At 51.8% G+C, this 16,029-nt stretch carries 11 protein-coding genes; 4 read left to right on the forward strand and 7 right to left on the reverse strand.

The features are described 5' to 3' along the window. Positions 1 to 8: 8 nt before the first annotated feature. Both V3C10_22445 and V3C10_22450 read right to left on the reverse strand, forming a co-directional pair. Positions 9 to 941 carry a PfkB family carbohydrate kinase gene (locus tag V3C10_22445; GenBank protein ID WVP62033.1) on the reverse strand — a complete coding sequence of 311 codons (933 nt, stop codon included), beginning with the start codon at positions 939 to 941 and terminating at the stop codon, positions 9 to 11. Between the two features lies 1 nt (position 942). Then, complete coding sequence (locus V3C10_22450) at positions 943 to 1,920, reverse strand: LacI family DNA-binding transcriptional regulator (GenBank protein ID WVP62034.1); 978 nt, start codon at positions 1,918 to 1,920, stop codon at positions 943 to 945. A gap of 356 nt (positions 1,921 to 2,276) precedes the next feature. Here V3C10_22450 and V3C10_22455 point away from each other — a divergent pair, with 356 nt between their 5' ends. Together V3C10_22455 and V3C10_22460 are read left to right on the forward strand one after the other, a co-directional pair. Next, complete coding sequence (locus V3C10_22455; protein WVP62035.1) at positions 2,277 to 3,215, forward strand: carbohydrate kinase family protein; 939 nt, start codon at positions 2,277 to 2,279, stop codon at positions 3,213 to 3,215. Positions 3,216 to 3,228: 13 nt separating this feature from the next. Further along, a complete protein-coding gene (locus V3C10_22460) occupies positions 3,229 to 4,062 on the forward strand; it encodes a class II fructose-bisphosphate aldolase (protein ID WVP62036.1) in 834 nt (277 codons plus the stop codon). A 123-nt stretch (positions 4,063 to 4,185) separates the two neighbouring features. On the opposite strand, the gene V3C10_22465 is transcribed toward V3C10_22460, so the two are convergent. Next, a complete protein-coding gene (locus V3C10_22465) occupies positions 4,186 to 5,523 on the reverse strand; it encodes an HTH domain-containing protein (protein ID WVP62037.1) in 1,338 nt (445 codons plus the stop codon). A gap of 200 nt (positions 5,524 to 5,723) precedes the next feature. On the opposite strand from V3C10_22465, the gene V3C10_22470 reads away from it, so the two are divergent. Both V3C10_22470 and V3C10_22475 read left to right on the forward strand, forming a co-directional pair. Continuing rightward, a complete protein-coding gene (locus V3C10_22470; GenBank protein ID WVP62038.1) occupies positions 5,724 to 6,911 on the forward strand; it encodes a M20 family metallopeptidase in 1,188 nt (395 codons plus the stop codon). Continuing rightward, positions 6,904 to 8,337 carry an AbgT family transporter gene (locus V3C10_22475; GenBank protein ID WVP62039.1) on the forward strand — a complete coding sequence of 478 codons (1,434 nt, stop codon included), beginning with the start codon at positions 6,904 to 6,906 and terminating at the stop codon, positions 8,335 to 8,337. Before V3C10_22470 ends, V3C10_22475 begins: the two co-directional genes overlap by 8 nt. 84 nt (positions 8,338 to 8,421) lie before the next feature. Here V3C10_22475 and V3C10_22480 read toward each other — a convergent pair whose 3' ends face one another. The 4 genes from V3C10_22480 to V3C10_22495 all read right to left on the reverse strand — a co-directional run bounded on the left by V3C10_22480 (position 8,422) and on the right by V3C10_22495 (position 16,019). Beyond that, positions 8,422 to 9,948 (reverse strand): AbgT family transporter, encoded by a 1,527-nt coding sequence (locus V3C10_22480; GenBank protein WVP62040.1) that lies wholly within the window; start codon positions 9,946 to 9,948, stop codon positions 8,422 to 8,424. 16 nt (positions 9,949 to 9,964) lie between these two features. Further along, the gene (locus V3C10_22485; protein ID WVP62041.1) at positions 9,965 to 11,131 is read right to left on the reverse strand and encodes a M20 family metallopeptidase; all 1,167 of its coding nucleotides are present in this window, start codon (positions 11,129 to 11,131) and stop codon (positions 9,965 to 9,967) included. Between the two features lie 12 nt (positions 11,132 to 11,143). Further along, a complete protein-coding gene (locus tag V3C10_22490) occupies positions 11,144 to 13,111 on the reverse strand; it encodes an FAD-dependent oxidoreductase (protein WVP62042.1) in 1,968 nt (655 codons plus the stop codon). 385 nt (positions 13,112 to 13,496) lie between these two features. Further along, positions 13,497 to 16,019, reverse strand: coding sequence for a response regulator (locus tag V3C10_22495; protein ID WVP62043.1), 2,523 nt, complete (start codon positions 16,017 to 16,019; stop codon positions 13,497 to 13,499). Positions 16,020 to 16,029 lie beyond the last annotated feature (10 nt).

Consider the following 16,029-nt stretch of genomic DNA (forward strand, 5'->3'; position numbering starts at 1 on the left):
TTCCTCTTTTATCCGCCGAATATCTTTTGCATCTCCTCTTTTGTCGGAATCGATGTCTGCGCCCCAAAACGGCTGCCGCAAAGATTTGCTGCCGCATAAGAAATCTCCGCCGCTTTTTCCAGCTCCATCCCTCTAACAATGCAGGCGGCAAACACTCCGGAGAAGGTATCGTCCATCGTGGACGCATCCACCATAGGTTCCTTCGGAGCATCAAAAAGACTGAAGCCGTCATTGCCCGCAAGAAGCAGGAATTTTGACTTCATATGGATCAGCACGGCCTGCTTCACTCCGCCTTTCAGCAGCATACTGGCCGCGACCCGGGCGCTCTTTAAGTTTGTCACCTCACAGCCGGACAGTTTCCCGGCTTCTGAGCTGTCTAAAAACATCACATCAATCCTTCCAAGAATATCAGAAGAAAAGGTTTTGGACTGGTAAGCTACAAACATTACCGTTGTTTCCGCTTCATTCGCTATCTCAATCGCACGGATCATGGATTTTTCAGGAATTCCCAGACCTATCAGCAGAATCCTCGCCTCACTGATATACGGCCTTAACTGCTCGATACAGTCCGTGTCCATCTGTGCATTGGCTCCCAGCACATCCCAATACTGGTTTTCCCGGTTGCTGGAGGTGATGATCAGAGAAACGCCGGTGCTTACGCCTTCCACCGTTCTTAAAAGCTCCGTGGAAATCCCCTCCTTTTCAAGGGACTCCCGAAGCTGCTGCCCGAATGAGTCGTCACCCGTCATTCCGGCCAGCCGGGCTGGCACTCCACATCTGGACGCGGCCACTGTCTGGTTGTTGGCATTGCCTCCCGGGGCCAGGCAAAAAGATTCGCCGATCTTCTTTCTGGCATCCTGGTGTATGTTCTGCTGTTCAAAAATCAAATCCAGGTTCAGGTTTCCAATTACCAGGATATCTGTCCTGTCTTTTAACGCCATTCTACAACGACCCCCTCCGTATTAATTTCGGTTCCAGCACCACCGGTTCTTTCCTGTTGTTTCCCTGAATAATTCCAATTAAATGCTGGGCCGACGACATTCCAATCTGGTATCCCGTCGCGCCGAGAACGGAAACGGCAGGAGAAGTCATTTTTGCCAGAATCGTATTCTCAAAGCTTATAACCCTGATTTCATCGGGTATCCCGAATCCTTCCTCCCTCATGGCATTGATAATCTCGACAGCCTGGAAGTTACTGCGTGCCAGTATCCCAAGGGAATTGCCGTTCTGCCTGGTAAGCTCCGCCGCTTCCTCCCTGTAAAACCCGTCCGCGGCGCTGTAAATGATCCCGGTTTCACGGCATTTTTCGGAAAAGCCGGAGTACAGGTAGTCCTTTTTAAGCGCAGGCGCATTTTTTCCGCTTATGTAAATGCAGCGCTTGACGCCCGACACCGCAAAGGCCTCGGCCGCAATACAGCCCGCCTTATACGTATCGCAGTACACCTTGCCGGAGGCGCTTTCCTTTTTCCCTTTATTCCTTCCCTCCGATATGAAAACGGTGGGAAAATCCTGGGCCGAACTCCTCTGGTAAATCGCCTCATAATCGCTGCAGGGAGCTACCAATGCTCCTGCCACGCCCATGGACAGCACCGACTGGAACGCCTCGTCCTGGCATGAGCTGTCGTTGTCCGAGTTGAAAAACAGCGGGATATATCCGTTGGTGTTCAGGACGTCCTCAATCCCCCGCAGCATATCTCCATAGAGGGGGTGGGAAATATCCCGGAGCAGGACCGCCACCAGATTTGTCTGCTGCTGCCTGAGTCCCCTTGCAAGGCTGTTCGAGCAATACTGAAGCTCCTCTATCGTGTCCATTACTTTCTTCTGAGTAGCCGGAGATACGGAAGACGCGCCGGCTATCACTCTGGAAACCGTTGCAACGCTGACGCCTGCAGCTTTTGCAACATCTTTCATTGTTACCATGGGATTCCTCCTCATACTGTCCTTCCATGCGCGCAGAGCAATGCCCCGGCCGCAGAACTTGCGGTTTGCGCATCGGTTTTTCGTTTCCTGTTTACTTTTTAATCTGTGTCGTTTACTTATTTTCTATTTTAGGCACAGCCGGACAAAAAGTCAATGGCGAGATGCAACATGTTTCATTTTTCTTGATATGTTTTTACATTGCACTATAATACGTTTACATTTTATTTTAAAATTGTTGCAAAAAGTGTTTGACATTTTCCATCCCCGGTTTTACAATCAAGTTAATCAATACCTTATCACATCCTATTACGATATTCGTTTTCATTTGTAAATCAACTTTATATTTAGGAGGATTTATGCATTCGCTTGACAGTCTGTTCATTGGTTCAAGTACCAAGGACATCCTAATGCTTGTCAATGCGCCTCCGGCAAGTGACCAGCGTATTGCCGCCAGCTACTTCACCACCGCGTGCGGCGGTGTATCCAGCACCGCGGCGGCAGCACACCAGAGTCTTGGAGGAATTACCGGAATTATCACCGCCGTCGGCGATGACGACACCAGCAATTTCATCAGGAATGATTTACAAAGACAGAATTTTCAGTATTTAAAGCTGTTTGCCATAAAAGATCATTATTCATCTACCAGCATGATTCAGGTAGAACAGGATGGCAGGCGCTGTCTTACTTGCTTCGGCGGCTGTATTGAAAAGCTGACTTTCCCCATGATTGACAAAAACATTTTGAAATCCAGCAGGATCATCCATCTCGGCGTTATGAACCCGGAAACCATGCTGGAACTGTGCGCATATTGCAAAAAACATACGGAGGCCCTGATCTCCATTGACGGGGGAAACATTCCAAAGGATCTCGCCCTGGAACTGCTCCCCTATGCGGATTTTTATATTCCGGACAACAAAACGGCGATGTCAACTCTCGGTCTGCCTCCAAAAGAGGCCTGCTATTTCTATGTGGAAAAGGGCGCCGGGTTCGCCTGCGTAACTTCGGCCGAATCCGGTTCCTGCGCCTGCGATGGGAAGACCTTCTACCAGGAAGAAACCATCCCCGTCCGGGTTATGGACACAACCGGCGCCGGTGATAATTTCCACGGAGCTTTCCTCTACTGCATCAACCAAGGATGGGACTACGGACGCAGTATGAGATTTTCCAATATTTTTGCAAGCCTGTCCTGCGAAGGTCTGGGAGGACGCGCGGCGATCCCTCCGATGGAAAAAGTCATGGAGTTTATGAAAAACAAAGCGGCCGTAACGCCGCCCCGCTCTTTGCAGGAAATATAGAAAGGAAGTACATATGTCTCTCGTTACAATGAATGAAGTTTTTCCAATTGCGGAAGAAAAAAAGATTGCCATACCGGCTTTTAATGTAGATACTCTTGAAATCGCCCAGGCTGTATTAGAAACAATTGAGGAGGAAAATGCCCCCTCCATCATCGCCGTCGGGCAGGCCGCTATCAAGGACGGCAAACTGGAAGCGCTGGCTTCTATTGTCACTCTTTTGGCCGGAAAGATGAAAACGCCAGTTGTCCTGCATCTGGATCACGGCCAGAATTTCGAACAGGTCATAAAGGCGCTGCGGGCCGGTTATTCCTCCGTCATGATCGACGGTTCCACGCTGTCGCTGGCAGATAATATCGCCGTGACAAAACAGACGGTACAGGCCGCCCATGCCGTAGGCGCTTCGGTGGAAGCCGAGCTGGGTGCCATACTGGGCTCCGAGGATAACATCTCCCACGACGATTCAAAACCGTTTCTGGTCAAAGTGCAGGATGTCGTTGATTTTACCTCCGCAGTGGACGTAGACGCTCTCGCTGTCGGAATCGGAAATGCCCATGGTCTTTATAAGGGACGGCCAAACCTCGATTTCGACAGGCTCCGGGAAGTGGCGGAAGTATGCCCCGCCCCCCTCGTGCTGCACGGAGGTTCCGGCATACCGGCAGATATGATTAAGACCGCCATTGAGATAGGCATCCGCAAAATTAATGTGGCAACCGAAGTCCGGCTGTCCTATGTGAAGGGTCTGAACGCAGAGTCCCGCAGTGAAGATTACTATACCATGACAAACAACGGAAAACGCTGCGTCAAAGAACTGGTCCGGGAGAAAATCCGCCTGTTCTCCAGACGATAGGAGCCCCTGCGGCGCACAGGCAGCACGTTATGTAATATCTTATGCCATCACGGCAGAATCAGAGGGACGGATCACGGCTTCCGTCCCTCTGATTCTGCCTGTGGACAGTAACTAACTCGCTTCTCACTCTTTCTCCACAAACAAAAACTCATACAAATTCCCCGGCCGTCCCACTTTCCCCTTGTTTGTCTGCCCGACCACCTTCACCAGCCCATTCTCTTCCAGTGCATTTGCAATGCGGTTGGCTGCCCGCACCGAGATGTTCAGGTAGGCGGACAGCTCATTTACCGTAAAGAACGGCTTTTTCTTGCGTTCCAGCATCATATAGAGGCGGCTTATCTTATCCTCGGAAATACCGGTGGATTTTGACAGGCTGGAAAAGAGTTCCCGCTCCCAGACGGAGCTGCCGCCGGACTGGCTGACAAACTCCACGGGGCCGGTGACCGATTTATTGTTATAGACAATGTAGGTTCCGCTCTTCGGGACCTGGCATGCCTTTTTGAGCGCCATCACCGCGTTCATCCTGGCATCCCCCGGCGTATCGCCGAAGCCGATTCCCAGGCTGAAATCGCACTCACTGTTATCCCTGATAAAGTGGAGCAGGGGGAATGCCTGCAGCTCATTGGTATATTCCATCAGGGCGCTGCGGTTCATGATGATCGTGAACTGATCGTCCGACTGCGTGATGACCGTTGCGCCTGCGCTCTTGGCAAAATAATGGATCTCCTCCGCCGCCTTCAGCTTTTCATGGCTCTCGATATATTCGCTCTGAAACTGGTAGGCCACCTCATCCCTGGGCGTCAGCCTGAGCAGCAGAACGGCCAGCCTTCCGTCCTTTTTCTGCAGCTTCTCCCGGTAAAGCTCATGGATCCGGTTGATGGTTTTGACAATATTGTCCGTCGTGGGCCGCAGATAGGTGGCCGGAATCCCCTCCGCGCAGAGCCTGTCATAGACAAAGCTCAGGGTCGTCGCGCATCCGGTCGTCTTGCCCGCCCGGTAAAGCTCCATATGCTGCCTGAACAAATCCTCATAGTACTTTTCTTCATTGCTGCGGAACGCCCGGCGCCGCAGAATGATAATATCGTTCTTCTCCACTCCGGCGTCCTCCATAATCTGCCTGATTGTGGCATAAGAGAAATTATCCACGCTGATCTTCGTAATGTCCACCTTTTTCTGCGCCAGTGACAACAGCGCATTGATCAGGGAAGAAGAATCTTTCCTGATATGGGTGCACGGTACGCGCCCCGAAAAAATATCCTGATAGATTTCATACTGAAGTTCACCGCCAAACACCATTCCATCTATATTCTCGCGCATCCTGACCAGATAATCCGCCGTCTTGGAGGAGAAAATATATCCCTCATCCACATAAATCTCCGCCTCCACCTCGGGAAAATATTCAGCCAGTATTTTTCTTACAATATCCATTCTGATGCTGGTTCCGATAAAACCAATTTTCATACCGTTCCTCCCCGCCGCTCACTTTTTAATTTAAGACAAATTTTGGAAGTTTTATGGACATTTGTCTTTTTTTATAATAATCCTATCACAAAAATCGAATCCGGAACAGCCGATTTTTCAAGATTACTGCGGGAATGCTGATAATTCCCGGAAGAAAAATTTTCGGCCTTATTTTCGGACATTATAAGGGGGATTCTATATTGAAGAGCTATATGCCTGCCGTCGAACAATTTATAGCGGAACGCCGGGAGGAAATGATTGAACTGTGGAAAACGCTTGTCAACATGCAAGGCTATTCCAAAGAGACAGAACGGGTTAACCGCGTGATTCACTTTCTGCGGGATCGTTTTGAGGCCGAGGGACTCCGGTGCCGTCTGATTGATACGAAGGGCAATTCGGATGTGCTTGTCGCCGAAGACGGACCGGAACGCCCGGGCGCTCCGATTATCATGAGCGGCCATGTCGACACCGTCTTTCCGGAGGGCAGTTTTCCGGAAAACCCATTCTACATCGAGGATGGCACCGCCTACGGCCCGGGCGTCATCGACATGAAGGGCGGCGTAGTTATTATGCTGTATGTGATTAAGGCCCTGCATCATCTGGGGTTTGAAAAACGGCCGATCAAGATCATTCTCTGCGGAGATGAAGAAATCGGCCATGCCGGTGCCGTCACCGGCCAGATTCTCCTCGACGAAGCAAAGGGCGCCCTGTACGCCCTGAACCTGGAAATCGGCCGTCCCGACAACACCCTGTCCGTTGGGCGCAAAGGGGGCATGGACTGCCATATCACGGTACACGGAGTCGCCAGCCACGTCGGAAACGATTTCCTGAAAGGACGCAACGCCATTGCCGAGATGGCGCTCAAGATTCCGAAGCTCCAGGCTCTTACCGAGTACGACAGGGGCGTTGTGGTCAGTGTCAATGTCATCCATGGCGGCGTTGTATCAAATGCGATTCCCGACCGGTGCACGGCCGAGCTGGATATCCGTTTCAACCGGATCAGCGATCAGGAACCGGTCCGCAAAAAGATACTCGATATATGCAGTGAAACTTACATAGAGGGGACGCGGACGGAAGCGGAGTTCATCTCCTCCATCCCGGCCTTCGAAGACACTCCGGCCAACCGGTCGCTGCTCAGGTTCGTCAACCGGGTTGCAGAGGACATTGGAATCACCCCGATGGAGGGCGCTTTTCTCGGAGGCAACTCCGATGCGGCATATCTGGCGCTGGCGGGCGCTCCGACGGTCTGCTCCTTCGGCGTCAAGGGAACCGGGGCGCACACCAAATCAGAATGCGCCGAGGTCGCTTCACTCTTTGAGCGCACCGCGCTGATTACCGCCGTTATTATGGAAACAGATGAATTTACAAAGGAGGAAAAACATGAGTAAACCCACTTCTATCACTGCCAAAAAAAGTGACGGAGGCCAAAAAGCTTTTAAGGCTCCCAACCCAATCATTATTATTGCATGTATTATCCTTGTCAGCGCCCTGGCCAGCTATTTCGTACCGGCCGGCCTGTTTGACCGGATCGAGGATCCCGGCACCGGGCGTATGGTAGTGGATCCGAGCACCTTCCATTACATTGCCCAGAGCCCCATCGGCCTGTTTGACGTGTTCAAATCGGTTACACTGGGAATCCAGGGCGGAAGCAGCATTATCTCCTTCCTGTTTATCATCGGCGGCGCCTTTGGTATTATGGAAGCCACCGGAGCAATTAAGTCGGGCATGGCTGCCCTCGTCAGAAAGATGCAGGGCCGGGAACTTCTTCTGGTTCCCGTCTGTATGATCGTCTTCGGCTGCGGCGCTGCTTTTGCAGCCAACAACGAGGAATATCTGGCATTCCTGCCCCTGGTTCTCACCATCTGCCTTGCCATGGGATTTGACTCCATGACCGCCGTAGCGATTATCTTTGCTTCCGTCGGCGCGGGTTACGGCGCAGGATGTACCAACGCCTTTACCGTCGGCGTAGCCCAGGGGATCGCGGGTCTGCCCATTTTCTCCGGCATCGGCTACCGCCTGCTGATTTTCGCAGTTCTCCTGGTTATCAATATCTGTTATGTGATGCGTTATGCACTGAAAGTGAAGAAAAATCCGCAGTCCAGCCCAATGTATGAGTACGACAGCCACCGCGTCCTGGATCTCGACGTGAATACGGTGGAAAGTCTGACCGGACGCCACAAGCTGGTGCTCCTCACTTTCCTGCTCACCATCGTCTGTCTGGTAATCGGCGTCACGAAACTCGGCTTTTATATTGACGAGCTGGCCGCACTCTTCCTGATTATGGGAATCGTCGCAGGCGTCATCGGCGGACTGAAACCGGCCCAGGTTGCCGACAGCTTTGTAAAAGGCTGCTCCAATATGCTGCTCCCCTGCCTTATGGTGGGTCTCTGCAAGGCCACGACCATCATCATGACCGACGCCAACATCATGGATACCATCATCCATGCGCTTGCAAGCGTACTGAATAAGGTGCCGTCCACATTTACCGCCTTCGGCATGTTTGTGGTACAGGATATCTTTAACATCATCGTTCCGTCCGGTTCCGGCCAGGCTGCAATCACGATGCCGATCATGGCCCCTCTTGCGGATCTGGTAGGTGTTACGAGACAGACGGCCGTCCTGGCATTCCAGTTCGGCGACGCCTTTACAAACCCAATCACCCCGGCCAGCGGCATGACCATGTCCTGCCTTGCAATTGCAGGCGTACCGTATAACAAGTGGTTAAAATTCATGCTCCCGCTGCTTGCCCTCTGGTGGGTTGCCGCCTTTGTATTCCTGACCTATGCCACCGTTACCGGCTTCGGTCCGTTCTAAAAGGAATCCGCCCGCAGATCAGAAAATCAGGCTGTGAACGCTCAACTTGCCCTGTCGTTCACGGCCTGATTTTTTAATTATTCCTTACAGCCAAACACCGGTTCCAACGCCGACCGGAAGATTTAATACGACCCAAAGCACGATCTGAACCACGAAAATGAGGAACAGTCCGATTGTGTAGGGCAGCATATTGGAGAATATGGTTCCCATGCCGCATTTCTTATCATACTTCTGGCAGGTGCCGAGGAGAATGATAAAGGCGGGCATCATCGGAGTCAGGTTGTTGGTTACACAGTCGCCGAGACGGTAAACGGCGATCGTGAATGCCGGGTTCATGCCAATCTGCATCAGCATCGGGATGAAAATCGGCCCGAAAATTAGATACTTTGTCGTAACGCTGGCAATCATCAGGTTAATAAGGGCAATCAAAAGAAGGAATGCGATTGCAATCATCCAGGACGGAAGCGGGAGCGTCTTCAGCCACTGGCCTCCGTTGATGGCGATTACCTTTCCGATGTTGCTCTTGTCGAAGATTTTCAGGAACTGCGCGATAATCATTGCATTTACAATAAACGGTGCAAACGGTTTTACTCCGTCGTAGAGGAAGTTGGCCGCGTCGCCCGCCTTCTTAATCTGCCCGGTTGCCTTTCCGTAGACAATGCCCGGGATGAAGAACAGAAGCAGAAGGAAGAATACAAGGCAGTCCATCAGCGGCGCGCCGTCGATCAGGGAGCCGCCCGCTCCTCTCAGGAAACTGCTCTTCGGGATGCAGATTCCAATCAGGATGACGAGATAAACCAGAACGGCGATCCCTGCTTTTTTCGTGGCGGATTTCTGGACGTCCGTCAGATCGGTGGTTTTCACCTCCATTCCAGGCTGGCTGTAGGTTCCGAGTCTCGGTTCCACGATCTTTACAGTCACGAAGGTCGCCACTCCGGCCACCAGGAACGCGGATACAAACAGGAAGAAATAGCTTCCCAGGATGGACATATTATAGCTCTCGTCGATCATGTGCGCCGATTCGTTAATCAGCGGTGTGAGGAACACCTCGGCGGAACCCGGAAGAATTGAGGTTGAAAATCCGGAACAGGCCGATGCATAACCCAGGAATACGCCCGCCAGGGGATGCCTTCCCATGCCGTAGAAGATGGCGCCCGCAATGGCCGGAATCAGTACAAATGCCGCCTCACTCGTCTGGTTGGCAATACATGCGATGATTGCGATTACAAAGACTACGATGTTGCCCTTTACATTGCCGAGCGACATCTGGATTGCACTTGTAAAAAATCCCGTATTGTCGCACAGGCCGGTCACAACACCGATGGTCAGACAGATTCCCAGAACTGCGAATCCCTGGAAATTAGATACAAAGTTTTTCATGAAATCAATCAGCCCCTCGATGCTGAGCATATTGATTACACTGATCGTTTCCCCTGTGGAGGGATGCACCGTCGTGATGCCCAGATTGGACATGATAAATGACAGTACAAATACGATTCCAAGCAGGTAGGTGAACAGGAGAAGGGGATGGGGCATCTTGTTTCCCCAGTACTCCACCTTTGCCAGTACGCCCTTCAGTTTGCCGTTGTTTTCAGTCGCCTGATTTTCCATACTAATACCTCCATCCTTATCTCTTCACGTACTCATAAGCGTAGCGGGCCATGAACTCATATCCCATTCTCAGCGCATCCTCATCAAAGTCGAATTTGTCGCTGTGCAGCTCGTAACACTTGCCCGCAGCCTCGTTCCCCCCTCCCAGAATCGCAAAAAATCCCGGGAATTCTTTCAGAAATTCGCTGAAGTTCTCCGATGCCATAATCAAATCGGCCGTCTTTTTCACTTCAAGCCCTTCCACCTCGTCCACCGTCTTTCCAGCCCGGCCGACCAGCTCCGGTGTATTTACAACCGGTGAGTAGGGAGGCCAGATGTTCATCTTTCCTTCCACACCGTATGCCTTTGACACGCCGTCCACCATCATCTGCATTTTTTCGATAATCTGTACTTCCCCGCCGACCTTAAAGTAACGGCAGGAACCTTCAATATAGGCTGATGACGGAAATACATTGCTGTAGGTTCCGGCGTTCACGTAACCGGTCGATACGACGCACGGATCCGTAATGTCATAATAATTTCCCGGTATTGATGCAAATTTGAGAACGAGATCACAGGCCGCCTTCACCGGATCCCTCACCAGATCCGGCCTGGAACCGTGGCCGCCCTCGCCGAGCAGATCCACATGATACCCGATACAGCCGGCCATACACCGGTCCGGCATCAGGACAATCTGCCCCACCGGTACATTCGGCCAGATGTGGAGGCCGATTGCCTGATCCACTCCTCCGTTCTCCTTCAGATATGCCACGATTTGCTGTGCTCCGCTGTTCTCCTCCTCGGCCGTCTGAAAACACAGTTTTACGGAACCGTCTATCTCTCCCTCATACTCCTTCAGTACTGCGGCGGCGCCCAGCAGCATAGCCGTGTGTCCGTCATGGCCGCAGGCGTGCATCACGCCTTCATTCTCGGAATTAAAAGGCAGATCCGTCTTTTCCGTCACCATCAGCGCGTCCATATCGGCCCGGATGGCCAGTGTCTTTCCCGACCTTCCTTTGCCCACCGTTCCAATCACGTTATATCCGTCCACTGTCACATAGGGAATTCCCATGCGTTCCAGCTCCTTTCGGACTGTCTCAGACGTTCTGCCTTCCTGTTTGGACAACTCCGGATGGCGGTGAAAATCGCGCCTCATCCCAATTACATATTCCTCATATTTTCTGCAAACCTCTCCAAATTCCATCTCCGTACCCTCCTACAGATGCATGGCCGCGTCGTACCCCATTCTGGCTGCTTCCAGCACTCGCCTCGGCCTGTAACAGTCGCCTATAACCTGAAAATCGGGAGCGCAGAACCTGAACCGCTCTACTTCCGCCGACAGAGGCCTCATGCCTGCCGCAACCAGTACCGTATCCGCCTCAAACAACTGCTGCTCTCCATCTTTTGTCACTGCCGTCACTCCGTCTTCCCTGATCTCGGAACAACTGATGTTGCAGAGCAGTTTCACATGTTCCTTCTGTTTTTCCAGTTCCAGAAGAAGCGCTTCCCGATGAAGGTAGGCGCAGTCGATCGCCACATTTTCACGCATTTCCAGTACCGTCACCTCATGGCCGTGTTTGGAAAGCTCCAGCGCCTCTTCGCAGCCAATCAGTCCGCCGCCGATGACCACGACTTTTTTACCGATTACCGCATGGTTTTCATACATTCCCACGGCCGGAACCACATTTTTCCCATCGATTCCAGGAATCGGCGGGATTACCGCCTCGGCTCCGATCGCCATAATCAGTACGTCGGGCTTTATCTCCTCCGCCCACTCAGGCGTCATCTCGGTATTTAACAGGAGGGTAATCTCTTTCCGATCCAGAACCCTCTGTTCCATCACATGCATATATTTGTCGAGATCCTGTTTGAAGGATACGTGCTTTGCATACTTGATGGCTCCGCCGAGGCTGTCCGTCTTCTCACAGAGAATCACCTGATGGCCTCTGTCGCAGGCCCGGACGGCCGCTTCCATTCCGGCAGGACCGCCTCCCACAATCAGGACTTTTTTCCTTCCGGCCGTAACCGGAGGATTGAACGCTTCCAGTTCTTTTCCAATCTGTGGGTTCACCGTACATTTTGCCGCCCTGGTGGCATACTTCACATAGGGGACAAAGGAACCGCTCATGCAGACGATGCATCTCTGGCACGGGGTGATATCGGAGGCTCTTCCGTCCCTGGCTTTAACCGGCAGGTCGGGATCCGCTATCAGGGCGCGTCCTACCGTAACCATATCGGCTTTTCCGTCTGCGATAATTGCCTCCATCATATCGGGATCCCCGATTCCGCCCAGGGCCGATACCTTTGTCTTTGTCACAACCTGTTTGATGGCCTCCGCCAGATAGACGTTACACCCGTGGGGCAGGAACATGGACGGCACCATCGTGGTGTTTGTGGACGGCACGTGGAAGGTTCCGTCCGACACATTGATCAGGGCCACCTTACCGTCCACCCATCTTGCAAACTGTTTCATATCTTCCAGATCGAAACCGCCCTCCGTCAGCTCGGAGCCGCTGATCCTTAAATCAATCGGGAAGTTTTCACCGCATTTCTTCTTGATGTCGTCGATAATCATCATGGCCAGCCTGCAGCGGTTTTCAAGGCTGCCGCCAAACTCATCCGTCCTCTGGTTGTTGAGCGGAGACATAAACTGATGTACCAGCCATCCATGCCCCATATGTACCATAACCATATCGCAGCCGCCCAGCTTTGCCATCTCCGCCGCATCGCCATATGCAGATACAACTTCCTCTATCAGTTCCCGGGACATTGCCTTCACCGGCTGCCCCGCCACTCCCACTCCGTCCGACGGTCCCCAGGTCACTCCGTCGTAATACAGGGGATTGGCCCTTCTGCCTGGATGCAGCAGTTCTATATTGGCAAAGGCTCCGTGACGGTGGATTGCATCCGTACACTGGATCAAATAGGGAAGAATCTCCTGGTCGTCGAGCGGAATCATTCTCCCGTGGGCCTTTCCCGTCTTTGTATGTACACTGCTCTCGCCCAGGGTTACGATTCCGGCTCCGCCTCTGGCTTTTACCTCATAGGCTGCTATGTTTAACGGTGTCAGATAACCCTCCGGCGTCAGATCCGACATTCCCACCGGAGCAGCCTCGATCCTGTTTTTCACGGTCAGGCCGCCTATATTAACGGGACTCCACAAATTAGGATAATACTTGTTCATTTCTCTTCTCCTTAAAGAATTACCGCAGGCAATTCTGAGCCCGGGTTTAAATTGGTATGTATTAATTATTTTCTCAAATCCAAATGCGCGCAGTTTGATGGAATTGATTTGATTTAATTATACTATTTTGTAAGTTTTTTTACAATATGCACTAATTTTTTCATTGTATTTTATCTTTTTCGCTTTTATTTTTATGCATTTTGTATATCTTTTCTCAGCTCAGCCATATCAGTACATACCATTTTACAATATTAATACATACCACCTTGCCTGGAACGTCCTGTCCGCCGCCGTCAAAAAAGGAGGCCATGGGCAAACTATATCTCATTTTTGCTCATGGCCTCCCAAAAGGCATATCAATTTTACTATTTTACTTACGGTTTCTCTATTTTTTCCCAATATACCTGCCAATCTCACGCATCATAGCCGGGATGTCCAGCGGCTTGGCCAGATGCCCGTTCATGCCGGAATGCTCCGCCTCCTCAATATCCTCAGCAAATGCGTCGGCCGTCATTGCAAAGACGGGTATGGTCCCTGCGTCGGGCCGCTCCATATTCCGGATGCACCGGGCCGCCTCGTATCCGTTCATCACCGGCATCTGGATATCCATAAGAATCAAATCATAATATCCCGGCTGAGAACCGGCGAACGCCTCGACGCCCTCTCTGCCGTTACATGCGGTATCGACCGCAGCTCCCGACATGGCCAGAATGTCCGCGGCAATTTCCCGGTTGAGCTCATTATCCTCCACCAGCAGAATTCTTCTTCCCGAAAGATCCGCCGCGCCCGTCTGTTCATTCGCTCCGGACCGCTCCTCGAATACATACCGCATAATACTGCCATAAAGCGAGGATCGGAAGAATGGTTTCTGCACAAAGCCGTCCACCCCTGCCGCCACGGCATCGGCCTCGATATTGGACCAGCCGTATGAAGCGGCGCATAGAACCGGAGCATCCGCCCCCAGCCGCTCCTTAATCAGATGGACGGAAGCCGCTCCTCCCGCAGCTTCCGTATCCCAGTCGATCATTGCCATTCCATAAGCATTTCCCTCTCTGCGGGCATTGTAAATCATCTCTGCGGCACACATTCCATCCTCAGCCGTATCGGCAGACGCTCCCATGTCCTTTAACAATTCCGCTGCAGAGATGCAGGCCTCTTTATCACTTCCGACAATCAGGACACGCACCGGAGGCAGGGTTCTGTCCTGCGCCTCCTCCCGGGCAGGGGAAAGCTCGAGGTCAACCGTAAACGTCGTACCAATCCCCGGCTCACTCTCGACCGATATCTTCCCCTCCATCATGTCTACAATCATCTTAGTGATTGCCATCCCAAGGCCGCTTCCCTCGATTTTCTCCACACGTTGATCACGTTCCCTGGTAAATGCGGTGAAGAGATTTTCCATAAAGTCCTGCCTCATTCCGATTCCCGTATCAGCTACACGGAACCGGAAGTGGGTGCAGCCCGCCTGATCGGAATCCAGTTCTGTCACATCGACGTTTATCGTCCCGCCTTTTGGCGTGAATTTTAATGCATTGCTCAAAATGTTGATCAGAATCTGGTTGAGCCTGAGAGAGTCGGAACAAATCATCTCATGGCGCAGCCCATGCACGCGGAACCGGAAGGTCTGAGCCTTATCACAGCTCATCGGATATATTATGTTAACTATATTAGTCAAAAACTCCGCCATCGAAAAATCCCGGTTACTCAGTGTCATCTTTCCGCTCTCGATTTTCGACATGTCCAGGATATCATTGATCAGCCCAACCAGCAGGCGTCCTGATATGCGTATTTTCTCCAGGCTGTCTCTCACCCGGTCTTTATCATCCAGGTGTGCCGCGGCGATTTCAGTCATACCGATAATCGCATTCATCGGCGTTCGGATATCATGGGACATATTGGACAGGAAACGGCTCTTCGCCTGATTGGCGCTCTCCGCCGCCTTGCGCGCCTCTTCTTCTGCCTGAAGCACCCGGTTGGTATAATTCCTGTAGAGAATGGCAAATGCCCCGAACAGCAATGCGCTGACCAGAAGCAGACCCAAAAACAGCCGGGAATTCTGTACAATACGGTCCGCCTGCTCCATAATAACCCGGTTCGGTATAATCGACACAATATACCAGTCCTGGGCATTCTTCATCGGCACGTAGCAGAAGACGTACTCCTCTTTCTGGTAATTAAACCTGGCCACACCCTTCATTCCCTGTTTCAGGGAATTCTCAAACTCCTTTACCTCCTGCTCATTATTGCCCTGCAAATCGATTATGTCGAAAAGATTCCGGAAGGTTCTGTTGCTGTTGCGGTGGCGTGAGCGGAGCAGGATATCCCCATCACGGTTCACTACGTATGAGAAGCCCGTATCTTCATAGAACGACAGAGAAAAGCGCTCCGATATCTCTGACAGAGGTTTTGTATTCTGTACAAGCCCCCTGGCTCCGTCGGACCATTTAAACTCTTCATAATATCCAATCGTCCAGACTCCGGTGCGCCCCTCCAGAAATGGTTCCCTTACTCCCACCGGCTCCATGCTCAGCAGAAGAGCGAGCTGATCCTGCTCCAGTTTCACAGCGTCTTCCGCCGTTCCCGTATAGACCATACCGTTTTCCAGATTTACGCATAAATAAGCCCCCCCGCCGGCGCCGGACAGTCCTATTATGTTCTGCAGCGTTTCCTCATCCCGCGAATCTTCCACAGAAAGCTCCGTAGCCAGCCAGTGGAGCATCTCTCTGTCTTTCTCTATATATGTATCAAGTGCATGGCCTCCCTGGGTAGTCACTTCCAGGATATCGGTCACCGATTTATTCCAGAGAGCATTCTGCACGCTGTTGATATAGTAAACGCCGCCAATCAGGACTACTGCCGCAGACAGGATTACAAGAATAAAGATATTCAATTTTTGCTTTATTTTCATGCTGTGTCCC

The sequence above is a fragment of the [Clostridium] symbiosum genome (assembly GCA_036419695.1).
Taxonomy (GTDB): domain Bacteria; phylum Bacillota; class Clostridia; order Lachnospirales; family Lachnospiraceae; genus Otoolea; species Otoolea symbiosa_A.